This is a genomic window from Paenibacillus dauci, assembly GCF_000971985.1.
GTDB classification, from domain to species: Bacteria; Bacillota; Bacilli; order Paenibacillales; family Paenibacillaceae; genus Saccharibacillus; species Saccharibacillus dauci.
This window is the reverse complement of the sequence record NZ_LAQQ01000020.1, coordinates 12,422-35,761: the sequence shown is the minus strand read 5'-3', so window position 1 is coordinate 35,761 and position 23,340 is coordinate 12,422. Positions and strand designations below refer to the sequence as shown.

The 23,340-nt window shown below is 48.5% G+C and carries 20 protein-coding genes; 19 read left to right on the top strand and 1 reads right to left on the bottom strand.

Going from position 1 to position 23,340, the window contains the following annotated elements; translation table 11 throughout:
- The first annotated feature begins 35 nt into the window (after positions 1-35).
- The gene (locus WH46_RS22890) at positions 36-989 is read left to right on the top strand and encodes a ribose-phosphate diphosphokinase (RefSeq protein ID WP_017815534.1); all 954 of its coding nucleotides are present in this window, start codon (positions 36-38) and stop codon (positions 987-989) included.
- Positions 990-1,071: 82 nt separating this feature from the next.
- Here WH46_RS22890 and WH46_RS22885 read toward each other — a convergent pair whose 3' ends face one another.
- Positions 1,072-1,272 (bottom strand): hypothetical protein, encoded by a 201-nt coding sequence (locus tag WH46_RS22885; protein WP_017815533.1) that lies wholly within the window; start codon positions 1,270-1,272, stop codon positions 1,072-1,074.
- A 124-nt stretch (positions 1,273-1,396) separates the two neighbouring features.
- Between WH46_RS22885 and pth the strand changes: the two genes are divergently transcribed.
- From pth to hslO, 18 genes are all read left to right on the top strand, one after another.
- Complete coding sequence (gene pth / locus WH46_RS22880) at positions 1,397-1,957, top strand: aminoacyl-tRNA hydrolase (protein ID WP_017815532.1); 561 nt, start codon at positions 1,397-1,399, stop codon at positions 1,955-1,957.
- Positions 1,958-2,158: 201 nt separating this feature from the next.
- Positions 2,159-5,683 (top strand): transcription-repair coupling factor, encoded by a 3,525-nt coding sequence (gene mfd / locus WH46_RS22875; protein WP_046228491.1) that lies wholly within the window; start codon positions 2,159-2,161, stop codon positions 5,681-5,683.
- Entirely contained in the window at positions 5,670-6,848 is a 1,179-nt protein-coding gene (locus WH46_RS22870) for a peptidylprolyl isomerase (protein ID WP_046228490.1), read from the top strand. Before mfd ends, WH46_RS22870 begins: the two co-directional genes overlap by 14 nt.
- Positions 6,849-6,991: 143 nt before the next feature.
- Positions 6,992-8,632, top strand: a complete 1,641-nt coding sequence (locus WH46_RS22865) for a putative polysaccharide biosynthesis protein (RefSeq protein WP_046228489.1) — start codon at positions 6,992-6,994, stop codon at positions 8,630-8,632.
- Positions 8,633-8,680: 48 nt separating this feature from the next.
- The gene (yabN, locus tag WH46_RS22860; protein ID WP_046228488.1) at positions 8,681-10,165 is read left to right on the top strand and encodes a bifunctional methyltransferase/pyrophosphohydrolase YabN; all 1,485 of its coding nucleotides are present in this window, start codon (positions 8,681-8,683) and stop codon (positions 10,163-10,165) included.
- Positions 10,166-10,298: 133 nt separating this feature from the next.
- Positions 10,299-10,571 (top strand): HU family DNA-binding protein, encoded by a 273-nt coding sequence (locus tag WH46_RS22855; protein WP_017815527.1) that lies wholly within the window; start codon positions 10,299-10,301, stop codon positions 10,569-10,571.
- 2 nt (positions 10,572-10,573) lie between these two features.
- Entirely contained in the window at positions 10,574-10,852 is a 279-nt protein-coding gene (locus WH46_RS22850) for an RNA-binding S4 domain-containing protein (RefSeq protein ID WP_017815526.1), read from the top strand.
- Positions 10,853-11,015: 163 nt separating this feature from the next.
- Positions 11,016-11,378 (top strand): FtsB family cell division protein, encoded by a 363-nt coding sequence (locus tag WH46_RS22845; RefSeq protein ID WP_017815525.1) that lies wholly within the window; start codon positions 11,016-11,018, stop codon positions 11,376-11,378.
- A gap of 137 nt (positions 11,379-11,515) precedes the next feature.
- Positions 11,516-12,019 (top strand): S1 domain-containing RNA-binding protein, encoded by a 504-nt coding sequence (locus WH46_RS22840; protein ID WP_046228487.1) that lies wholly within the window; start codon positions 11,516-11,518, stop codon positions 12,017-12,019.
- A gap of 204 nt (positions 12,020-12,223) precedes the next feature.
- A complete protein-coding gene (locus WH46_RS22835; protein ID WP_046228501.1) occupies positions 12,224-13,162 on the top strand; it encodes a protein kinase domain-containing protein in 939 nt (312 codons plus the stop codon).
- A 17-nt stretch (positions 13,163-13,179) separates the two neighbouring features.
- Positions 13,180-14,613 (top strand): tRNA lysidine(34) synthetase TilS, encoded by a 1,434-nt coding sequence (gene tilS, locus WH46_RS22830; protein WP_052714344.1) that lies wholly within the window; start codon positions 13,180-13,182, stop codon positions 14,611-14,613.
- Positions 14,614-14,668: 55 nt separating this feature from the next.
- The gene (hpt, locus tag WH46_RS22825; RefSeq protein WP_017815521.1) at positions 14,669-15,208 is read left to right on the top strand and encodes a hypoxanthine phosphoribosyltransferase; all 540 of its coding nucleotides are present in this window, start codon (positions 14,669-14,671) and stop codon (positions 15,206-15,208) included.
- Between the two features lie 148 nt (positions 15,209-15,356).
- Positions 15,357-17,402 carry an ATP-dependent zinc metalloprotease FtsH gene (ftsH, locus tag WH46_RS22820; RefSeq protein WP_017815520.1) on the top strand — a complete coding sequence of 682 codons (2,046 nt, stop codon included), beginning with the start codon at positions 15,357-15,359 and terminating at the stop codon, positions 17,400-17,402.
- 358 nt (positions 17,403-17,760) lie between these two features.
- On the top strand, positions 17,761-18,705 hold the full coding sequence (nadA, locus tag WH46_RS22815) for a quinolinate synthase NadA (RefSeq protein ID WP_017815519.1): 945 nt from the start codon (positions 17,761-17,763) through the stop codon (positions 18,703-18,705).
- 30 nt (positions 18,706-18,735) lie between these two features.
- Positions 18,736-20,547, top strand: a complete 1,812-nt coding sequence (gene nadB, locus WH46_RS22810; RefSeq protein WP_046228486.1) for an L-aspartate oxidase — start codon at positions 18,736-18,738, stop codon at positions 20,545-20,547.
- Complete coding sequence (gene nadC, locus WH46_RS22805; RefSeq protein ID WP_017815517.1) at positions 20,537-21,403, top strand: carboxylating nicotinate-nucleotide diphosphorylase; 867 nt, start codon at positions 20,537-20,539, stop codon at positions 21,401-21,403. Before nadB ends, nadC begins: the two co-directional genes overlap by 11 nt.
- Positions 21,404-21,409: 6 nt before the next feature.
- The gene (locus WH46_RS22800) at positions 21,410-22,207 is read left to right on the top strand and encodes a type III pantothenate kinase (RefSeq protein WP_017815516.1); all 798 of its coding nucleotides are present in this window, start codon (positions 21,410-21,412) and stop codon (positions 22,205-22,207) included.
- A gap of 221 nt (positions 22,208-22,428) precedes the next feature.
- A complete protein-coding gene (gene hslO, locus WH46_RS22795; protein ID WP_046228485.1) occupies positions 22,429-23,328 on the top strand; it encodes an Hsp33 family molecular chaperone HslO in 900 nt (299 codons plus the stop codon).
- Positions 23,329-23,340 lie beyond the last annotated feature (12 nt).

Sequence of the window (23,340 nt, the reverse complement as noted above, 5' to 3'; positions counted from 1 at the left end):
ATTCCAATGAACCACCACGGAGGGTTTTAACCATTATGACTTATTGTGATTCCAAACTAAAGATTTTCACTTGTAATTCCAATCCCAAGTTGGCGGGTCAGATTGCCGACTACATCGGTATTCCCATGGGCGAATCCCGTACGACCAGCTTCAGTGATGGCGAAATTCAGGTGAAATTATCCGAAAGCGTCCGCGGTTGTCATGTGTATATCATCCAATCAACTTGCGCGCCGGTAAATGATAACCTGATGGAACTGCTTGTCATGGTAGATGCACTCAAACGTGCTTCGGCCAAGAGCATTAACGTCGTGATTCCTTATTACGGTTATGCACGTCAGGATCGCAAAGCACGTTCACGTGATCCAATCACAGCAAAACTGGTAGCGAACCTGATTGAAAAAGCAGGCGCTCACCGTGTTATCGCGATGGATTTGCACGCGATGCAGATTCAGGGCTTCTTCGATATTCCGGTAGATCATCTGCTCGGCGTACCAATTCTGGCTCAATATTTCCGTTCCAAGCAAATCGAAAACCCGGTTGTCGTGTCCCCTGACCATGGTGGTGTAGTACGTGCACGCAAACTGGCTGATCTGCTCAGCGCACCGCTGGCAATCATCGACAAGCGCCGTCCGGAACCAAATGTCAGCGAAGTCATGAATATTATCGGTAATATCGAAGGCAAAACCGCGATCCTGGTCGATGATATCATCGATACGGCAGGTACGATTGTATTGGGTGCGAATGCACTGATCGAAGGCGGCGTCAAAGAAGTGTATGCATGTTGTACGCATCCGGTGCTGTCTGGTCCGGCGATGGATCGTCTGGAAAACTCTCCGCTTAAGGAAGTCATTGTAACGGATACAATTCCGATCACGCATCCGAATCCGACCAGCAAGCTGAAAGTATTGTCGGTTGCTCCTCTGATGGGTGAAGCAATCATCCGTGTACACGAAGAACTATCGATCAGCAAGCTGTTTGAAATCGAATAATCAGGTATATAAACAAAGGGTTACTTCCTCACTTGGAGGCAAGTAACCCTTATCGTTGTATCTATCGAAATAGGCTTTGCATCTAATAACCTGGTCTGGATACAAAGGTATGACGCTGTCGATGATACAGAATATGGTTCATCTCAATAAACTGATGATCATAGGCGGTAATCAGACCAATATCCACAGGAATACCATGACGGTAAATCTGTACAGGCATTTCCTGTCTGAAATGATCGTAGAAATGACGGTTTTTCAGCAGCTGCTGCCCAAAGGTATACATGCTGAGTGTCCTCCTTGTTAGACTTATCCGTGTGGTGTAACCCAATTTTAACAAAAAATGAAAATTACTGCACCGTAGACATATGCATATCGACATATACCGAAGAAATGAGGATTATGAAACAATGAAATGGATTGTAGGATTGGGTAACCCGGGGCCGGAATATGCCAAAACACGCCATAACGTAGGCTTTATGGCGCTGGATCGACTGGCTGAACGGCACGGTATATCCATCAGTCAAAGCAAAAGCAAATCGCTGATTGGTGAAGGCCATATCGGCGGAGTCAAAGCCGTGCTGATCAAACCGATGACTTATATGAATCTGTCGGGTGAAGCCGTACGTGCCTATATGGATTATTACAAAGTCGCTCTGGAAGACCTGATCGTTGTCTATGACGATATGGATACAGAGACCGGCAAAATTCGTCTGCGCTTTCAGGGTAGTGCGGGCGGCCATAATGGAATCAAGTCCATTATCCAGCATACCGGTACCCAGAAGTTTGACCGGATTCGCATGGGCATCTCCCGGCCGGAGCCCGGGTATGCGATTGTAGATTATGTACTGGCTACTTTTCCCAAGAAGGAAAAGGAATTATTGGATCAAATGATCGAGAATACATGTGACGCACTCGAATTTAGTATGAAGCATACGTTTGAGCAGACCATGGCTAAGTTTAATGGATAATGGTATAATAAAGCTTAATAATTATATCTTTTAAATCGTATATATACCGCCTTCCGGACCCGCAATGAACAGGTTAAGAAGGCGGTTGTTTGTAGGCAAATCGGTATTTTATCCGGTTTGTCGTTTTACCGTTGTGTTATGTGTGTATAATCCTTTGTTTATATATTTTGATACTGATCCAAGAATAAGTGAGGTGCCGCTTTGTTACACAATCTGATACAAGCATTTGCCAAAGATAATGACTTTGGTTCTGTTCGCGATGGTATTGTGTCCGGAATGAAAGATCAACTCATTTCCGGATTGTCTGGCTCGGCTCGGCATTTACTGATTGCGGGCCTTTTTGCAGAGACGCAAAGACCAATGCTGGTCGTTACTCATAATATGTTCCATGCTCACAAAATAGCTGAAGATCTGCAAGAAGCACTCACGCCGGAGCAGGTACTGCTTTATCCAGCGAATGAGCTGGTAGCTGCAGAGTCTGCTATTTCCAGCCCGGAGACGCTGGCGCAGCGTATTGATGTATTGACGCAGTGTGCCGCCGGATTCCGCGGCGTTGTTGTTGTGCCATTTTCCGGTGTACGCCGTTATTTACCAGCGCGTGAAAATATTGCCGGCGCAGAAATTATTCTGAAGGATGGCGGCACACTGGAACTGGAAGCTTTCCTCAAACGCATGGTAGAGCTGGGGTATGAGCGCGTAGAACGTGTAGAATCCCGCGGAGAGATGAGCGTTCGTGGAGGCATTATCGACTTTTACCCAGTGACGACGAGTCTCGCCTATCGGGTAGAGTTATTCGATGAAGAGATTGATTCGATCCGTACTTTTGATCCGGATGATCAGCGCTCGATTGATAAAGTGAAATCGGTCACCATTACGCCATGCCGCGAGATTATTGCGGATGAAGAGCGCATGCGCAAGGCTGCTGATCTGGTATCGGCTCGTCTGGATATGCAGCTGGAGAAAATGAGCGACCGTCAGGCCAAAACACGATTGAAAGAAGAGATTGGCCGTGAAATCGAGCTGCTGCGTCAGCATGTCTATTTCCCGGAAATCTACAAATATATCGCTCTGCTGTATCCGGAGCAGGTGACTCTGTATGATTACCTGCCGGAGGATACGGTAGTTATTATGGAAGAACCGGCACGTCTGCAGGAAACAGCGCGTCAATTGGAACGCGACGAGAGCGAATGGGATATGCATCTCTTGCAAAATGGCAAAAGTCTGCCTTCTTTGGAGCTGGCTGCCCATACGGATGATGTAATGTACCGCAGTCCTTTCCAGAGCATCTGGATGTCGGTGTTCCTGCGTCAGGTGCCGCATGTACAACCGGGCAATATCGTAAACTTTGTCAGTCGGACGATGCAGGATTTCCATGGACAGATGAATGTACTTAAGTCCGAGATGGAACGCTGGAAAAAAACCGGTATCCATGTCGTGATGGTGGCAAGCGGCGAAGAGCGGATGGAACGAGTTCGCCGTGTGCTGGATGACTACGATATCGAGACGCCTGTCATGATGGATGGTAATCTGCAAGCCGGCTTTGAACTGCCATCGATTCAGCTGGCAGTGATTACCGAAGGAGAAATGTTCTCCAAAAAGCAGCGTAAAGTACGCAAAGTCAGCAAAAACGTGGATAATGCAGAACGTATCCGCAGTTATACCGAGCTGAAGGTAGGCGACTATGTCGTTCACCAGAACCATGGTATCGGTAAATACATGGGAATTGGTACGCTTGAGGTAGGCGGTATCCATAAGGACTACATGCATATTATGTATGCCGGTGGAGACAAGCTGTCCGTACCGATCGAACAGATCGATCTGATTCAGAAATATGTTGGCTCCGAGGAAAAAGAGCCTAAAGTCTACAAGCTGGGCGGCAATGAATGGATTCGGGTCAAAAACAAAGTTCGTTCCTCGGTACAGGATATTGCCGATGATCTGATCAAGCTGTATGCCGAGCGCCAGGCAGCACCGGGGTATGCTTTTGAAAAGGATACCAACGAGCAAAACGAATTCGAGAATACGTTCCCGTATGATGAGACTCGTGACCAGCTGCGTGCGATTGATGAGATCAAGGGTGATATGGAGAAAAACCGTCCGATGGATCGTCTGCTCTGCGGCGACGTGGGTTACGGCAAAACAGAAGTGGCGATTCGTGCAGCATTCAAAGCGGCGATCGAAGGCAAGCAGGTAGCGATCCTGGTGCCGACGACGATTCTTGCCCAGCAGCACTATGAGACGTTCCGTGAGCGGTTTGCCGAGTATCCATTTAATATCGGGGTACTGAGCCGCTTCCGTACACGCAAGGAGCAGAATGAGACGATCAAGGGGATCAAGCAAGGCACGATCGATGTCGTGATCGGTACGCATCGTCTGCTGTCCCAGGATCTGGTGTTTAAGGATCTGGGTCTGCTGATCGTCGATGAAGAGCAGCGGTTCGGCGTATCGCACAAGGAGAAGCTGAAGCGTCTCAAAACCAATGTAGATGTACTGACTCTGACAGCAACGCCAATTCCGCGCACGCTGCATATGTCGATGCTCGGTGTGCGTGATCTGTCGGTTATCGAGACACCTCCGGAAAACCGCTTCCCGGTACAGACCTATGTAGTGGAACATAGTCCTACACTGGTACGCGAAGCGGTCGAGCGTGAATTGAACCGCGGCGGACAGGTGTACTATTTGTACAACAAGGTACAGGGTATTCATGAGATGGCTGCCCATATCTCCGAACTGGTGCCCGATGCACGGGTAGCAGTAGGACACGGACAAATGTCCGAGCAAGAGCTGGAGAAGACGATTCTGGACTTCCTGGATGGTGAGTTCGATGTACTGGTTAGCACCAGCATTATCGAGACCGGCGTCGATATCCCGAATGTAAATACGCTGATTGTACATGATGCAGACAAGATGGGGCTGTCCCAACTGTATCAGCTGCGTGGCCGGGTAGGACGTTCCAACCGGATCGCGTACGCCTACTTTACGTATCAGCGGGATAAAGTACTGACCGAGGTCGCCGAGAAGCGTCTCCAGTCAATCAAAGAATTCACAGAGCTCGGTTCCGGATTCAAAATCGCCATGCGTGACCTGTCGATCCGTGGGGCAGGTAATCTGCTTGGTGCAGAACAGTCAGGCTTTATCGCTTCGGTCGGTTTTGATCTGTATTCGCAGATGCTGGCAGAAGAAATCCAGAAGCGTAAAGTTACCATGCTGGGTGAGCAGGATCTCAAAGCCAATGACTGGAATACGACGATTGATCTGTCCATTGATGCGTATTTGCCTTCCGATTATATTTATGATAGTATCCAAAAAATAGAAATTTACAAGAAAGTGGCAGCTGTATCTTCCTTTGATGATATTGCAGAGCTGGAAGACGAATTGCTAGACCGCTTTGGCGAATTGCCGGAAGCTGTTATCCAGCTAATGCAGGTGGCCCGCCTGAAACTGTATGGCAAACGTTATGGTATTGAGCATATTTCCCGTCAGGGCGATAATGTACAGCTCAAATTCCATGCTGGTCAGGAAAAAGCATTCGATATGACCCTTCTGTCCGAGATTGGCAATCGCTACGAAAGACGTGTACAATTTAATCAGGGTTCCAACATGATCATTCAGGTTAAAGGCAAAGGAATGACAGATGGCGAGCTGCTGGAGCTATTGCGCCAGTTTCTTGAGGCTGTCATGGAATCATTCAAATTAAAGGGGGAACTACAGAATGTGGCCAATTAAAAAAGCTGCTCGTAAAACAGCGGTATTGACAGCAGGAGCTGTACTTAGCATCAGTCTGTTGGCAGCTTGCAACAACGGCAATAACGCGGCAGCTCCACAACAGCCCAAAGCGGCAGAGCAAGCCAAGGATAGCAGCCCGGTTGTTGCTGAATATGAAGGTGGAACCATCACCGAAAATGAATTTAACAAAGAAGTCAGTATGCTGAAATTCCTGACTCCTCAATATGCTCAAATGTTCGATATGGATCAATATAGAGAAGTACTGCTGGAACAGGAAGTTGCTTACGAATCTCTGGCACAAAAAGCCAGTGAGGCTGCACAAAAAGCAGGAGCAACCCAAGCGGAAGAGCAGTTGACTCAGCTGAAATCCAGTGTTGACCCGGAACAGCTGTCTCAAATGCTGAAAACGTCCAAACTGACAGAGCAGGATATCAAGGACTATATGACACGCGTTCTGACTGCTTCTGAAGTAATGAAAGAAAAAGTAACGGATGACAAAGTCGAAGCGTACTTCAACGAGCACAAAAAAGACTATACAACGGCTACAGTACGCCACGTGCTGATCGGTCTGCAAAGTGCAGACGGCAAAACAACCCGTACCGATGCACAGGCACTGAAACTGGCTAAAGAAGTCAAAGCCAAGCTGGACAAAGGCGCTGACTTTGCAACAATTGCCAAGAAATATACAGACGATACTGGTTCCAAGGAACAAGGTGGTCAGTACAAAGATCAAAAAGTCGGTAACTGGGTGGAAGGCTTCAAAAATGCAGTGCTGACGCAAAAAATCGGTGTAGTCGGCCCACCGGTTAAAACCGATTATGGCTATCATGTGATCAAGGTAGAATCCCGTACGGAAAAAGAATTCAAAGATCTGACTGCCGAAGAAAAGGATACCATCAAGTCCCAACTGGCTTCCCAGAACTTCAGCAACTATATGGCCAATGATGTTCCAAAAATGATCAAGAGCAAAAACCTGCCTAAAGCACCGGCACCTGCCGCTACTGAAGGAGCAGGCGATGCTACAGGTGGTGCTACCAGCACGCCGGGAACAACAGAAAGCCCGGGAACTGCCGGGGATGCTTCGACAGGCAAGAGCACGACTGAAAGTGGTGCAAAATCTACTGAAACTGCACCAGCAGAAAGCACAACCGAAAGCAGCAAGTAATCGTTCATGGAGAAGCCCTCAGGGCTTCTCATGCACTGTTATACTGAATAGCGCGGATTTCCGCGCTATTTTTGCGTGATACGGCTGAATTCTGTTATTCTTACTCGGAGATAAGTAGAAAATCAGGAAAGGAGATCCTCGTTATGAAAGAATCAGCGACCCCATCATCACGGATGCTGCAAGGAGCATTTATACTTATCGCGGCAGCTGTACTATCCAAGCTGATCGGGACCATACAGAAAATTCCTCTTCAGAATATGGGAGGTGATGGGGTATTTGGCATTTATAATGCTGTTTATCCATTTTATACGCTGGTTCTTCTGGTAGCGACAGCCGGATTTCCGGCAGCGGTCTCCAAGTTTGTCGCCGAAGAAATGGCTTCCGGCAATCCAGCCGGCGCCCGCCGGGTAATGCGTTTGTCGTCTTTGCTGCTGATGGTGCTGGGAATTGGCTGCGGTATCTGTATGTATGTATCTGCGCCGCTGCTGGCCAGCTGGATCGATAACAAGCATACCGAACTTGCCATCCGCAGTGCAGCGCTTGCGCTGCCGCTGGTGCCCATTATGGCAGGGCTGAGGGGGTATTTTCAGGGATTGCATGATATGGTCCCTACAGCAGTATCCCAGGTGACGGAGCAGACGATACGTGTAGCATCGATGGTGGTACTGCTGGTCATTCTGAATCAAGCAGGCCAATCCGATGACTGGATTGCTGCTGGAGCTACATTTGGCTCTGCTGCAGGCGGAGCTGCGGGGCTGATCGTGATGCTGATTTACTGGTGGATTCACCGGCGGCGTACCGGCACTATAGCTACCGAGAGCGTTGTACTGCCCGGAGGCGAACGTGAGCCGGTCTGGCCGCTGTTCAAGGCATTGCTGCTGTACGCACTGCCTGTCTGTCTTGGTTCGCTCTCTGCGCCGCTGATCAGCCTGGTCGATACCTTTACCATGCCTCGTCTGCTCAAAGGAACAGGCTGGAGCGAAGCCGAGGCGATGATCCAGTTCGGGATCTATAATCGCGGTATTCCGCTGGTGCAGCTGCTGGCCATGCTGGCAACGTCCATGTCGGTGCTGTTTATCCCTGCACTGGCGGAAGCAAGGGTGCGGCAAAGAATGGATCTGATCCGCAGCCAGACGCAGCAGACGGTCAATTGGTTCTGGCTGCTAGGGTTCGCTTCATCTGTAGGCATAGCTTTGCTCGCGGTACCGGTCGATATTATGCTGTATCAGGATGATGCAGGCAGCGCGGCTATCCGCTGGCTCGCTTTTACCGGTATAGGAGCAACATTGTCGATTGTTACGGCAGCGATGCTGCAGGGAATGGGTTCAGTACGCGCACCGGCAGTTCATCTGCTGCTGTCTACTGTCGTCAAGGCCATACTGAATATTCTGCTGGTTCCACTGTATGGTATTAACGGAGCCGCTATTGCAGGCATTGTTGCTTATAGTCTGGGAGCTGTGCTAAACATCCTGCTGCTGGTTCGCCTGACCCGTTTCTCAATGTCCTGGCGGGATCTGCTCTGGAAGCCGCTTCTTGTTACGACGGTAATGGGTGTATGTGTGATCGGATGGATGTGGGCAGCAGGAATGATGATGGACATGATGCATATTCATCCGCGAATGGAAGCACTGGTAGTTACGCTGGGTGGAGTGGTCATTGGCGGATTGGTATTCCTGATCGGACTATTCCGTACACAGCTGATGACCGAGGAACAGGCATTGGCATTGCCAAAGATTGGCGGCAAGCTGGTGAAGCTGCTTAGAACGATGCGAATTACAGGCTAGACGAATATAGACAAGTATCAAATACAGATCAGGACAGGAGGAGAGCCAATGAGTGGAATATTAACGATTGTGGGGCTTGGATCGGGCGATGTGGATCAGCTGACTGTCGGCATTTTTCGCAGACTTCAGCAGGCGAGTCGTCTGTATGTACGAACCAAGGATCACCCCGCACTGGATTCAGTAACTGCCGAATTTATAACTTTTGATGATGTATATGAGACGAAAGAATCTTTTCCGGAAGTATATGCAGAGATTGCTGAGCGGCTGCTGAATATTGCTGCAGAGGCGCAGGACAGCGAAGAGATTATCTACGCCGTACCGGGACATCCGATGGTTGCCGAGCGTACTGTACAGATTCTGCGCGAGCAGGGCGAAGCCAGAGGCATTACCGTTCGTATACTGGGCGGAGAAAGTTTCTTGGATGAGACGTTTACCCGTCTTGGATTTGATCCGATCGAAGGGTTCCAGCTGCTGGATGCTGCCCAGCTTAATGCCCAGCTGCTTCAGCCGCAGATGCATACGGTAATTGGACAGGTATATGATACCTTTACCGCATCCGATGTAAAGCTGAGTCTGATGGAGCTGTATCCGGATGATTATGAAGTTCAAGTATGCCATTATCTCGGTGTAGAGGGCAAAGAAGTCATTGCTTCTGTACCTGTATACGAGCTGGATCATATCCAGGATTATGGCAATCTGTCTCTTATCTATGTGCCGCGTACCGACGATGAAATGATCCGCAACCGTACCTTTGCCCGTCTGCATGAGATCGTGGAGACGCTGCGCAGCCCGGGTGGCTGTCCATGGGACCGCGAGCAGACTCACCAGTCGCTGCGTCAGAACTTTATCGAAGAGACCTATGAGGTTCTGGAGACGATCGATGATGATGATCCGGAGCATATGCAGGAGGAGCTCGGCGATGTGCTGCTGCAGATTATGCTGCATGCCCAGATTGAGGAAGAGACCGGTACATTTAACGTGTATGACGTTATTGAAGGATTGAACCGTAAGCTGATCTTCCGTCACCCGCATGTATTTGGTGATAAGCATGCCGGTGATGCCCAGGCGGCTCTGCAGAACTGGGATGCCATGAAAGCCGAGGAAAAGCGTCTCAAGGGGATAGATACAGCAGCCGTTTCTGTACTGGACGGCGTACCACGTGATCTGCCCGCACTACTCAGTGCCTACAAGATCCAGAAAAAAGCAGCCAAGGTGGGCTTTAACTGGGAAGATGTTGAAGGGGCTCTTGGCAAACTGGATGAAGAACTGGCCGAGCTCAAGGAAGCGATCCGCGAAGGCCATGATTCTCTGGATCAGCAGCTGGAATTGGGAGATCTGCTTTTCTGCGCGGTCAATATTGCCCGCTTTATCAAGGCGGATCCCGAACAAGCGCTCGCACTGGTCAATCGCAAGTTCAAGCAGCGTTTCCAGTATATCGAGCAGTCGCTTCAGGCTCAGGGTACCGCTATCGACCAGGCCAGCCTAGAAGAGATGGATCGGCTCTGGGACGAGGCAAAAAGCAAAAATCTGTGAATATTGCACAGGAATTTGGGCTGAGAGCAAGAATGTACTATACTAGAGAAGCAGCTATATGTTAACATGCTGTTCATGGGACAGAACATGTTATCCAGTTGAATTTTTTTGAAAATTTGGGAGGCTTTTAATAATGAACAAAACAGATCTGATTAACAACATTTCCAACAATAGCGGTTTGACTAAAAGAGACGTAGAAACTGTCTTGAACGGTTTTCTTGATGAAATCACAAGCGCACTGTCCAGCGGTGACAAAGTTCAGTTGATCGGCTTCGGAACTTTCGAAACTCGCAAACGTGCTGCACGTACCGGACGCAACCCACAAACGGGTGCAGAAATTAACATTCCTGAGTCCAATGTTCCTGCATTTAAAGCGGGTAACAAACTCAAAGAAGCGGTTAACTAAAAATGCGTCTGGACAAATTCCTGAAAGTATCAAGACTGATCAAGCGCCGTACCGTGGCCAAAGATGTGTCTGAGCAGGGAAGAGTCCTGTTGAACGGGCGTGAAGCGAAGCCGAGCGCCACGGTAAAGGTAGGCGACGAGATCACTGTCCAGTTTGGACAGAAGCTGGTCACCGTCCGCGTCGAAAGACTTGCTGATACAACACGCAAAGAAGAAGCGGCAACCATGTATACTCTGACCAAAGAGGAACCGGTAGCCAAATCCGAAGATTTTCCGTTTTAATAGAAAGGCTGTTTTGTGGTCGTTTGGACACAAAGCAGCCTTTTTGTCATTTTATTTGGTTACAAAGTGTTACATTTGATTATTTTGTGGTAATGTAAAGTTATACGGTATAGTTATGTCAATCAATTATAAAAATGGAAAGACTGAGCAAGGAGGAGACCTGATGATTCCAAAACCGGTGCCGATGCGAGGCGGCAGCCAACAACATAAAAAACAGACAGCTCCATCGTCAAATCATGGAGCACGTAGAAGGCTGCGGATTTGGATGGTAGTCATGGTATTGTTCCTTGGTTGGGCAATCTATACATTTGTGGTCCAATCCATTCATTTATCCGAGAAAAAGGCAGAGCTTGCCCAGCAGGAAGCCAAGAAAGTTCAGGCCGAGGCTGCGCTTGGTCAATCCCAGAATGAAGTTAAACGTTTGGAAGACCCAGAATATATCGGACAGGTAGCACGCAAGCAGTACGGCATGTATTTGCCGGGCGAGAAGCCAATCTGGGCTACCGATCCCGAAGAAAAAAATTGAATAATGCTGTGAAATGGGTCGGAATATACGCTATTCCTCAGTTGACCTAATTTTCGGCTTCCGTTATAATTTAATCACCGCAGGTCGTAATCCTATAGGATTTTACTGTATATTTTAAGGGAGGATCATTTTACTCTATGGCAATTGAAGTGGGCACCAAGTTAGAAGGCAAAGTGACGGGAATAACGCACTTTGGAGCATTTGTAGATCTGTCGGGAGGTGTCACTGGTCTTGTTCACATCTCGGAGATTGCCGACAATTATGTAAAAGACGTTAACGACCACCTCAAACTGGGCGATGTCGTTACTGTCAAAGTCATCAATGTCGACAAAGATGGTAAGATTGGTCTTTCGATTAAGCAGGCCGTAGACAAGCCGGCAGAAGCAGCATCAGCACCATCTTCTAGACCACCTCGTCCTGAATCACGCGGCGGTGGAAGAGATGGAGGAGATCGTCCGGGTGGCGGCGGTGGATTTAACCGTGGTGACCGTGGAGGACGTTCCTTCAATAAGCCTTCTGTTCCTAAAGCTACATTCGATGATAAAGTATCCCGTTTCCTCAAAGACAGCGAGGAGCGCATTTCATCATTGAAGAAAAATACGGAATCCAAACGTGGAGGCCGTGGTGCCAAGCGAAGCTAGTCCTCACCTGGCATACAGTATATAAATAACGACCGTAGATGCTCCGGCATCTACGGTTTTTTGCTGCTTGTCTGCCAGTTCATCCTGTGCAGCTGTTTGACCCGGGCATCCATCTGGATTCTGAATTTGTATAAAATGGTTATTTAATTGTGTTACACTGAGACCAGACCCAACTTGGAAGGGGAAGGAGAGACTCGCTTGTCGATGTCTTATCATTCTGAATTGCCAGCAGGAACTACGGTTACAGGAAGAACGAGAGGACAGCAGTACGTCATTCAGCGGACGCTGGGTAAGGGAACCAATGGAATTGTATACCTGGTAAATGGTCCGCAGGGTCAACCGTATGCTCTCAAGCTGGCGACGGAGAACCACGATCTGCAGCCGGAGATCAAACTCCTTGTCTCTTTACATAAGCACTGGAAACTGACGGGAAGAAATGATTCCAATCGTTACCTGTATGATGCTGATGATTATGAGGACGAAGGGAGACAGATCCCTTTTTATGTTATGAAATATGTAAAAGGCCAACCACTGAGTGCCTACCTGCGTTCACGTGGGAGCGATAAAATCGGTATGGCCGGTCTCGGGATACTGGAAATCCTGCTGGAGCTGCATGAGTCCGGCTGGGTATTTGGTGACCTCAAGGCAGAGCATGTGATCATCACGGAAGAAGGCGAAGTCGAGCTGATTGATTACGGTGGAGCACGTCAGCAGGGCAAAAGCATACACCAGTTTACCGAGTGGTATGATCGTCACTACTGGAAAGCAGGGACGCGTACAGGCGACTTTGCCTATGACCTGTTTGCTTTTGCAGTAATCTGCCTCAAGCTGTTTAATGAGCCGGCTCTTCATAAAATGATATCCACGCGATTGCCCCAGATGCGCAGTGAAGCGGATCTGGTTGTTCTTATCGATGAGACCCCGGGATTAACCCTTTATAGCGGCTGGCTCAAAAAAGCGGTACGCGGAGAATTCAGAAATACCCGGGAAGCTTATAACAGCTGGAAAGCAATCAGCCGTTCCGGGCTTCCATCCAGTCGCAGCAGCAGCGACATGATGACCCAGAAGCTCAAGCGGGCGTTTATCTGGTCACTGATTGCGCTGGCAGTCGTACTGTATATTACCATTTATATCAAAGGTTAAAGTTAGGAGAGAAGCATATGGAGCCGCAGACATGGAACAGGACACTCGATCATGTCCGCATGCTGGTACAGCAGGAGACATGGTGGAGACCTGGTAGCTGTATCGTCGCGGCAGTATCCGGTGGGCCGGATTCTATCGCTTTGCTGCATGTACTGCACCAGCTGTCCCCGGAATACGGATGGAGCGTCATCTGTGCCCATATGAATCATGGATTTCGGCCAGAGGAATCCGCAGCCGAAGCCGAGTTTGTCGAAGCCCAGGCGATGGCACTCGGCATCCCGTTCGAATCGGAGCAGGTGGATGCGCCTGTTTATATGCAGCAGACCGGCAAAGGGGCACAGGAGGCTGCGCGCGAGCTCAGGTACCGGTTTTTGCACAGAATCGCTGCCAAACACAGCGCAGATTCTATTGCGCTTGCCCATCATATGGATGATCAGGCAGAGACGGTAATGATGCGGATTATCCGTGGTACCGGACCTGACGGAATGGGCGGCATTAAAATGAATAGAATCGAAAAAAATGTGGAACTTGTGCGTCCTTTTCTGCGTATATACAAGGCAGACCTCATCCGTAGTTGCGAGGAATGCCATTTTCAGTATATGAATGACAGCAGTAACGAGCTTCGCAAATATACGCGTAATCGCATCCGGCTGGATGTTTTGCCCTTTTTGCAACAGTACAACAGGCAGCTTGTTCCGACACTGTCCAGGCTTGCCGAGATTGCCGGACCGGAAAGTGAATATATTCAGCAGCAAACCGAGGCGTTATATGCGGAATTGGTTAAAGAAAAAGAAGGATCATTTTCATTTCCCGTGACTTCCTTTGTGGGCGCTCATGTCGCTTTACAACGGAGGTTGATTAAACTAATATTAAATTATCTGTCATCAACTGCTGAACAATTTGATTTTACCAAAATCGAATTAATCCGCCAGCAGATTGTAAACAGTCATCTCACAAGCTGGAATCTGGATGTTGGAGATCGGGTAATCTGCGTACGCGAGTATGAAGATATCCGGTTTATGCAGGATTACCGGGATGGAATAGAGCCATTTTGTATTCCTCTGCAGCGTGAAAATGCCACCATATCCATACCAGGGTCTTCGGATCAGGTAGAGATTCGCTTGCTGGAATGGAAAGAGTGTCATTCCGAAGCTTTACAGCTTTCTTCGGATGAAGCGTTATTTGATGCGGATTTAACGGATTTTCCGCTTTATTTGCGTTCCCGCCGTCCCGGCGATATGATCAAGCTGCTGGGCAGTGGAACGAAGAAAGTTAAGAATCTTTTTATCGATGCCAAAATACCATTATCTCAGCGTGATTGCCTGCCATTATTGACGGACGATCATGGCCGCGTACTGTGGATTCCGGGAGTCCGGCGCTCACAGGAAGCACTTTTGCATCCGGGCTCGATTCATTGTCTGTATATGAGACGGATAAAGTCTGCAAAATAATGTTTGATTTCCATCGATTTAGCTTGATAAGTATAATGTAGGAGGTTCATCCAAGTTGCACAACGATATCAAAGAAGTGCTCATCAGCGAGGAAGAAATTCAGCAGAAAATTCTGGAACTGGGCGCGAAGCTCGGTGAAGATTACAAGGATCGCAATCCGCTTGTAATCTGTGTCTTGAAAGGCGCATTTGTATTTATGGCCGATCTGGTAAAACGGATCGAAGTACCACTGGAAATCGATTTTATGGCAGTGTCCAGTTATGGTGCTTCCACCAAATCATCCGGTGTCGTTAAGATTATCAAAGATCTGGACGTATCTGTAGAAGGCCGTGATGTACTGATTGTTGAAGATATTATTGATAGTGGTCTTACGCTCAGCTACCTCATGGAGATTCTGCGTGGTCGCAGTGCCAAGAGTGTGCGTGTAGTCACCCTTTTCGATAAGCCGACAGGCAGAACAGTCGAGCTGGAGGCAGATTATACAGGATTCATTATCCCGGATGCCTTTATTGTTGGTTACGGTCTGGACTATGCCGAGCATTACCGGAATCTCCCCTACATCGGGATTTTAAAACCGGAAATTTATTCGAACTAATTACCGGCTCTGCGGGCAATAATGGAAATGGTTATGAATGGGCATTTTGCTCATTAATAACAATATCTGTTATTGCACTCTGACATCTATTGAGAAGGTCAGACGGGCTATGGTAAAATAATTTAAGTGTCTTGAGAGGAGGTAGGGGATGAATCGGTTCATCCGGAATTCTGGGTTCTATTTAATACTATTTTTAGTCGTGGTGGGCATTGTCCGTTACGTAAGTGACGGAAGTGAAGCTGCCGATAATCCAAGATATGACCAGCTCAAAGCCGCACTCAACAGCGGTAATGTAGCATCGGTAACGATTCAATATGATAACTATGCTTATCTGGTTACCGGTATGTACAAAGAGCAACCTGAAGGTGCAAAGACCAAGCAGTTTTCATCCTACATCCCTGCCACCGACGCAGCGTTGGATTTAATTAACACTGCCAGTGAAACCAAGGGGACGCAGGTAACCGTTAAGCCTAAGGAAGGCGACAGTATCTGGTTGTCTTTTATAACATCCATGATCCCGCTCGTGATTATGTTTATTCTCTTCTTCTTCCTCTTCAATCAGGCTCAGGGTGGCGGCGGCAAAGTGATGAACTTTGGCAAAAGCCGTGCGCGTCTGTATAACGAAGAGAAGAAAAAGATTACTTTTGAGGATGTAGCCGGCGCAGACGAAGAGAAACAGGAACTCGTCGAAGTGGTTGATTTCCTCAAAGATCCGCGTAAGTTCAATACCGTTGGTGCCCGTATCCCTAAAGGGGTACTGCTCGTGGGTCCTCCGGGTACAGGTAAAACACTCCTTGCCCGTGCAGTAGCCGGTGAAGCAGGAGTACCATTCTTCAGCATCTCGGGTTCTGACTTCGTCGAAATGTTCGTCGGTGTCGGTGCATCCCGTGTACGTGACCTTTTCGAGAATGCGAAGAAAAATGCGCCATGTATCATCTTTATCGATGAGATTGACGCAGTAGGACGTCAGCGTGGTGCTGGCCTGGGCGGCGGTCACGATGAACGTGAACAAACGCTCAACCAGTTGCTCGTTGAAATGGATGGTTTTGGAGCCAACGAAGGTATCATTATCGTAGCAGCAACCAACCGTCCGGATATTCTGGACCCTGCGCTTCTGCGTCCAGGTCGTTTTGACCGTCAGATTACGGTTGATCGTCCGGATGTTAAAGGCCGCGAAGCGGTACTGAAAGTCCATGCACGCAACAAACCGCTGACCAAAGATGTCAAACTGGATATTATTGCGAAGCGTACAACCGGCTTTACCGGAGCGGATCTGGAGAACCTGCTGAACGAAGCAGCGCTTCTGGCAGCACGCCGCAACCGTCGTGATATTTCCATGCGCGAGGTAGACGAAGCGATTGACCGTGTTATCGTAGGTACAGAGAAACGAAGCCGCGTAATCAGTGACCGTGAGAAACGTATCGTCGCATACCACGAAGCAGGACATACCATCGTTGGTTATTTCCTGGAACATGCCGATATGGTACACAAAGTAACGATCGTGCCGCGCGGACGCGCTGGCGGTTATGTAATCATGATGCCAAAAGAAGATCGTACACTTGTAACCAAGCAGGAACTGCTGGATAAAGTAACCGGTCTCCTGGGCGGACGTGTAGCGGAAGAATTGTATATCGGTGAGATTGGTACCGGCGCATACAGTGACTTCCAACAGGCGACCAGCATCGTGCGCAGCATGATCGTTGAATACGGTATGAGTGAGAAGCTCGGCCCTATGCAGTTTGGTAATTCGCAGGGTCAAGTATTCCTGGGACGCGATTTTGGACATGAGCAGAACTACAGTGATGCGATTGCTTACGAAATCGATCAGGAAATGAATCGCTTCATCACCGAGTCTTACGAGCGTTGTCGTGAGCTGCTGCAAAAACACTCTCGCGAAATGCATCTGGTGGCACAAACATTGCTTGAAGTGGAGACACTGGACTTCGAACAAATCAAATACCTGATCGAAAATGGATCATTGGAAGGTTTGGGTGAAGGCACAACTGGCGGTAACGACAGTGGTCCTTCCGAAGGTGGAGAACCTACTTTTGACAGCATTGGCGACTCCCAGGTACGTCTTGAAAAAGACAATAATCCATCATCAGCTCCAGGAGCGGGCGGAACCATTCCGAACAATCCAACTGACGGTTCTGATGATAATCGTGGCTCTGGTGGCGGTACGCCGACCATCTAAGTTCATAAAATGCAATCTTATCAAAAGCCTGAAGATCTCTAAGATCTTCAGGCTTTTTTTGTATGGGTTATAAAACGATAAAAATGACATGAACGTTAATGATTCTCCTAATACCTCCTAATACAATGACCTCTCTATAATTCCATAAAAAGAATGTTAACTTCGTGCCCAATAATGGATTGACAATCCTATAGAGGATTGTGTACAGTATTGGAGATGTTGATCACAATTTTGACACATTTCGCAGTCGACTACGAGATTTTTTTCACAAAGTCAATAAGATCATCCATTTAATGATGAACCTATAAACGTTCAAGATTGTGAAAACTGTCTCAAACTATTACAGGGAGATGAATTCATGGAAGCTCTGGCATTGGAGAAAAAGGCAGAACGTGATGCAGAATTAAGGAAGCGTCTGCTTCAGTTGAAAAAGGAACGAAATGCTATTATTCTGGCGCACTATTACCAGCGGGATGAGATTCAGGAAGTGGCTGATTTTCGGGGAGATTCTTTTTTGCTGGCTCAAAAGGCAGCACAGACAGACGCAGATACGATTGTATTTTGCGGAGTTCATTTTATGGGAGAAAGCGCCAAAATACTAGCACCCAACAAAACGGTCATTATACCGGATGAACGGGCAGGCTGCCCAATGGCCGATATGGTCAATGTGGATGGACTGCGTCGTCTCAAGGAAAAGCATCCGAATGCCAAAGTGGTTACCTATATCAACTCCTCTGCCGATGTCAAAGCAGAAACCGATATCTGCTGTACATCCGCCAATGCGGTAAAAGTGATCCAGTCGGTCGATTCTGACGAGATTATCTGGGTGCCGGATAAAAACCTCGGTCATTATGTACAACAGCATACGGACAAGAAGATGATCATCTGGGAAGGATACTGCAATACCCATGATATGCTCACCGTCAAAGACGTGGTCGAGATGAGAGCCAAGCACCCCAACGCACAGTTTGTCGTTCATCCGGAGTGCCGTCCTGAAGTCGTAGCACTGGGTGACTTTGTAGGTAGTACGACTGCGATTATTAAATATTGCCGGGAATCGGATTGTCAGGAATTTATTGTAGGCACGGAAGATGGCACTGGTTATCAGCTGCGCAAGGATAGTCCAGACAAGGCATTTCATTTTGCCAGCAAATATCTGGTATGTCCCAATATGAAAGTAAACAATCTCAAAAAGCTCGTTAACTGCCTGGAGACGATGAAACCGCAAATTTATGTACCGCCAGCTGTTGCTGACCGTGCACGGATCTCGCTGGAACGAATGTTGGAAGTTTCTTCTTCCTAGAATCGGTCAATAGAAAGGCAGGCGTATGGGATGAATGCGGAATATAAGCAACCGGATAAAAAGGCGCATCAACACCTGGAGCAGAAGACAACAGATGTGCTGATTATCGGTTCCGGGATAGCGGGTCTGTATACGGCTATCCTCGCAAGTGAACATAAGAACGTGCTATTAATCACAAAGAAAGCATTACTGGAAAGCAACACTCGTTATGCCCAGGGCGGTATTGCAGCGGTAATCAGTAATGACGATTCGCCCGTTTATCATCGTGAGGATACTCTGCTCGCCGGAGCCGGACTTTGTTCATCCCCGGCTGTAGATATACTGGTACATGAAGGCCCGTCAGGTGTTCAGGAGCTGATACGGCTGGGGACTGCTTTTGATACAGCGAATGGACAACTGGAACTGACCCGTGAGGGCGCACATAGTCATCGCCGTATTTTGCATGCCAATGGAGACTCAACAGGCTACGAGATTGTCAGAGCATTGGCTCGTCAGGTAGCGGAAAATAAACGGATTACGATCTGGGAGCATCATTTTACGGTAGATCTGGTGCATGATAAAAAAGAATGCAGTGGTGCGATCGTACAGCGGCCGGATGGAAGCAGAGTATATGTGGAGGCAGAAGCAACTGTGCTTTGTACAGGTGGAACCGGCCAGCTGTATGAGCAGACGACTAATCCGGATGTAGCGACAGGAGACGGCCTGGCGATAGCCTACCGGGCTGGCGCAGTACTTCGGGATATGGAATTTGTGCAATTTCATCCGACCGCTCTTTGTTATCCGGGTGCTCCGCGGTTTCTGATCTCGGAAGCTGTGAGGGGAGAAGGCGCTATTCTGCGGAATCGGCAGGGAGAAGCTTTTATGGAGCGATATCATCCTTTACGTGATCTGGCTCCGCGTGATATTGTGGCCCGTGCTATCGTGAACGAGATGCAGCAGGATGGCAGCCCGAATGTGTATCTGGATATTACTCATGAGACGGCAGAGAAGCTTCAGCAGCGCTTTCCGACCATTTATGAGACCTGTATGAATTATGGACTGGATCTGGCATTGGACTGGATACCGGTTGCGCCGGCAGCTCACTACATGATGGGCGGCATCCGTACAGATCAATATGGAGAAAGCAGCATTCACAGGCTGTTTGCTTGCGGTGAAGTATCATCCACCGGAGTACATGGAGCGAATCGTCTGGCGAGTAACTCCTTGTCCGAAGCGATTGTATTTGGTAAAAGGATTGTCGAGCGCATTATCGATCCTTCATGGTCAGCTGTAGAAGCAGATAAACAGCGGTTCTACCATGATCGGCACACTCAATCGGTAGCAAGAATCGAATTTGATTATGGCGCAGCTGCCGCAGCTTGCGGAAATAAAATAGTCGAACCGAGTATACATCTGGCTACGCAGCTTTCTCGGATCAGCCGGCACTCTGAGCCACTGGCGTCTTCATCTTCTTTTGGCGACTGGAGAAATGTAAATAAATTCACAAGCGAAGCATCCAATCTAATGCTTGCTGTAGATGAACATGAAATACGGAAGCAGCTCCAGCAGATCATGACTGGATATGCAGGGATCAGCCGTAGTAGCGATGGGTTGCAGGAAGGTATGATGCTTCTCGCACGACTGCCAGATTTGCCTTATGAAGATTGTACCTTTGAGCAACTGGAGCTTCGCAATATGCATCTGTGTGCAGCTTTGATCTTGCAGGCAGCCTGGTATCGCCAGGAAAGCCGTGGTGGCCATTACCGTGAAGATTTCCCTGAACGAAATGATCTGGATTGGCAAAAGCATACACTACAGCATATTACACACGGACTCATGGAGGAGAATAGAGATGATGTTTAACGGATATCAGGAGAATCTTACGAATTGGATCAAACTGTGGCTGCAGGAGGATGTAGGATCAGGCGATATCACGACCGCTGCTACAGTTCCGCCAGGTCATCATAGTGTGGCTGTTATCCATGCCAAACAGGATGGTATTCTGGCCGGATTGCCTGTGGCCGAGCATGTATTTCATACGGTTGACCCTGAACTTCTATTTACCGCTGTTGCGACAGAAGGACAGCCTCTTGCCCAAGGGGATATTATCGCCAGAGTGGAGGGCAGCACCCATTCTCTGCTCACCGGAGAACGACTTGCTCTGAATCTGCTGCAGCGCATGTCCGGCATTGCTACACGCACGCGCCAATATGTAGATATCATTGATGAGCTGCCGGTGCGGCTTGTCGATACGCGCAAGACTACACCAGGCCACCGGATGCTGGAAAAGTATGCTGTCCGCGTCGGTGGTGGCAGCAATCACCGATTCGGTCTGTATGATGCAGTCATGATCAAGGATAATCATATCAAAGCGGCTGGTGGAATTCTGCCTGCTGTTCAGTCGGCCCGAGCACAGATTCCGCATACGATGACAATTGAAGTAGAGACCGAGACCCTGGAGCAGGTAAAGGAAGCCCTGCAAAGTGGTGCAGATATCATTATGCTGGATAATATGAATCATGAGCTGATGCGCGAAGCGGTCGCTTTGATTCGCAGGCAGAGCCCTCATGTCCGTATTGAGGCTTCGGGAAATGTATCGCTCACGACGATTCGCGGATTAGCCGAGACGGGGATCGATATTATCTCGGTTGGACGACTGACCTATTCTTTTGATAATCTGGATATCAGTCTGGATCTGGGAAACAAGAAGAGGGAGTGACACGTATTGGTATTGGTGATTGATATTGGAAATACGAATATTGCGTTTGGCGTATATCGAGGCGAGAAGCTGCTGCATCATTTTCGTATCAGTACCAATCGGCAGGCAACACCGGATGAGTATGGAGTGACGGTTCATCAATTATTTCAGATGTCGGGCATTATTATTGCCGATATCAAAGGCATTATCATTTCTTCCGTAGTGCCGCCGATTATGCATACTTTGGAAGAAATGTGCGAGAAATATCTGCATCATACGCCCATGATTATCGGTCCTGGCATACGTACCGGACTGAATCTGCGCTACGAGAATCCGCGCGAAGTGGGAGCCGACCGGATTGTGAATGCTGTAGCTGCTATTTCCCTGTATGGCAGTCCGGTCATTGTCGTAGATTTTGGAACCGCAACCACATTTGACTGTATTGATGACCAGGGCAATTATCTGGGCGGTGCGATTGTACCGGGCATCGGTATTTCCACAGAAGCACTGTATCAGCGTGCTTCCAAGCTGCCCAATATCGAACTGGAGAAGCCTCGTAAAGTGATTGGTCGCAATACAGTGCATGCGATGCAGTCTGGTATTATTTTCGGCTATGCGGGTCAGGTCGATGGCATTGTCAAAAGAATTCGCGCCGAAATGGGCGTATCTGCCCGAGTCATTGCAACCGGTGGATTGGCAGAGCTGATCTCCAGCGAGACCGAGACGGTAACCGAGGTGAATCCCATGCTGACGCTGGAGGGACTTCGTCTGATTTATGAACGGAACATCAGTACGAACCGTCCTGTACCACGCAGTGGTGAATAACCGCCATTTCTCTCCTTTGCAAAACTTTTGACGTGATGATCGCGTCTAATTAAAATAGATATAGCTTGGATACATTTGGTAATCAGATGCTTATGATAGGTAATATACGCATTTTTGCACAGCAGCTATCGAATTAAGCTGCAATGTACCCTATAATAGACTATATGTGCTTTGTATGACATCACGATCAAGCAGGCAGAACGAGAGGAGTTCATTTATATATGGAACAACATAACAGCAATACACAACCGGATCGTCTGATCCGTGGAATAGCAATGGGGGGCAAAGTACGTGCATTTGCTATCCGCTCTACCCATCTGGTGGAGGAGCTGCGTCGTCGTCATGATACATGGCCAACAGCGACTGCAGCAATGGGACGTACACTGACTGCAGCAGCCATGATGGGCGCTATGCTCAAAGGCGAAGAAAAACTGACTCTTCAGGTCAAAGGTAACGGACCAATCGGACAGATTGTTGCCGACGCCAATGCCAAAGGTGAAGTGCGCGGTTACGTGGACAATCCGCATGTTCATTTGCCGAGCAATGCGATGGGCAAGCTGGATGTGGCTGGAGCCGTCGGAACCGAAGGTTTTATTTATGTCATCAAAGATCTGGGACTCAAAGATCCTTACCGCGGCAGCGTACCGATTGTATCGGGAGAGCTGGGCGAAGATTTCACGTACTATTTTGCAACTTCCGAACAGACTCCGTCTGCAGTAGGCGTAGGTGTACTGGTGGATACGGATAATTCGGTCATCGTGGCAGGCGGATTCATTATCCAGCTGCTGCCGGGTCTGAACGATGCCGAGATTGATCAGCTCGAAAAAGGGCTGGGTAGCCTGCCGCCGGTAACTTCGCTGCTCAACGAAGGACTGGAACTGGAAGAGTTGCTGGGACGTGTTCTGCCAGATGTGGAAGTTATGGACGGTATGGATATCGTATTTAACTGTTCCTGTTCCCGTGAACGTGTTGAACAGACGCTGGTGAGTCTGGGTGAGCACGAGCTGGTACAACTGATCGAAGAAGACGGACAAGCAGAAGTGGTATGCCATTTCTGTAATGAGAAATACCAGTTCGATCGTCAGGACCTGGAACGCATTCTGGCTGAAGCCAGAAATTAAGGGATACTAAGA

Bases quoted from the DNA above. Each gene is read 5' to 3' on its own strand.
- WH46_RS22855 (WP_017815527.1), top strand. From the start codon at position 10,299: ATGAACAAAACAGATCTGATTAACAACATTTCCAACAATAGCGGTTTG.
- pth (WP_017815532.1), top strand. From the start codon at position 1,397: ATGAAATGGATTGTAGGATTGGGTAACCCGGGGCCGGAATATGCCAAA.
- WH46_RS22890 (WP_017815534.1), top strand. From the start codon at position 36: ATGACTTATTGTGATTCCAAACTAAAGATTTTCACTTGTAATTCCAAT.
- tilS (WP_052714344.1), top strand. From the start codon at position 13,180: ATGGAGCCGCAGACATGGAACAGGACACTCGATCATGTCCGCATGCTG.
- ftsH (WP_017815520.1), top strand. From the start codon at position 15,357: ATGAATCGGTTCATCCGGAATTCTGGGTTCTATTTAATACTATTTTTA.
- WH46_RS22885 (WP_017815533.1), bottom strand. From the start codon at position 1,272: ATGTATACCTTTGGGCAGCAGCTGCTGAAAAACCGTCATTTCTACGAT.
- WH46_RS22870 (WP_046228490.1), top strand. From the start codon at position 5,670: ATGTGGCCAATTAAAAAAGCTGCTCGTAAAACAGCGGTATTGACAGCA.
- WH46_RS22865 (WP_046228489.1), top strand. From the start codon at position 6,992: ATGAAAGAATCAGCGACCCCATCATCACGGATGCTGCAAGGAGCATTT.
- WH46_RS22835 (WP_046228501.1), top strand. From the start codon at position 12,224: ATGTCTTATCATTCTGAATTGCCAGCAGGAACTACGGTTACAGGAAGA.
- WH46_RS22845 (WP_017815525.1), top strand. From the start codon at position 11,016: ATGATTCCAAAACCGGTGCCGATGCGAGGCGGCAGCCAACAACATAAA.
- WH46_RS22840 (WP_046228487.1), top strand. From the start codon at position 11,516: ATGGCAATTGAAGTGGGCACCAAGTTAGAAGGCAAAGTGACGGGAATA.
- nadB (WP_046228486.1), top strand. From the start codon at position 18,736: ATGAATGCGGAATATAAGCAACCGGATAAAAAGGCGCATCAACACCTG.
- hslO (WP_046228485.1), top strand. From the start codon at position 22,429: ATGGAACAACATAACAGCAATACACAACCGGATCGTCTGATCCGTGGA.
- nadA (WP_017815519.1), top strand. From the start codon at position 17,761: ATGGAAGCTCTGGCATTGGAGAAAAAGGCAGAACGTGATGCAGAATTA.
- yabN (WP_046228488.1), top strand. From the start codon at position 8,681: ATGAGTGGAATATTAACGATTGTGGGGCTTGGATCGGGCGATGTGGAT.
- nadC (WP_017815517.1), top strand. From the start codon at position 20,537: ATGATGTTTAACGGATATCAGGAGAATCTTACGAATTGGATCAAACTG.
- WH46_RS22850 (WP_017815526.1), top strand. From the start codon at position 10,574: ATGCGTCTGGACAAATTCCTGAAAGTATCAAGACTGATCAAGCGCCGT.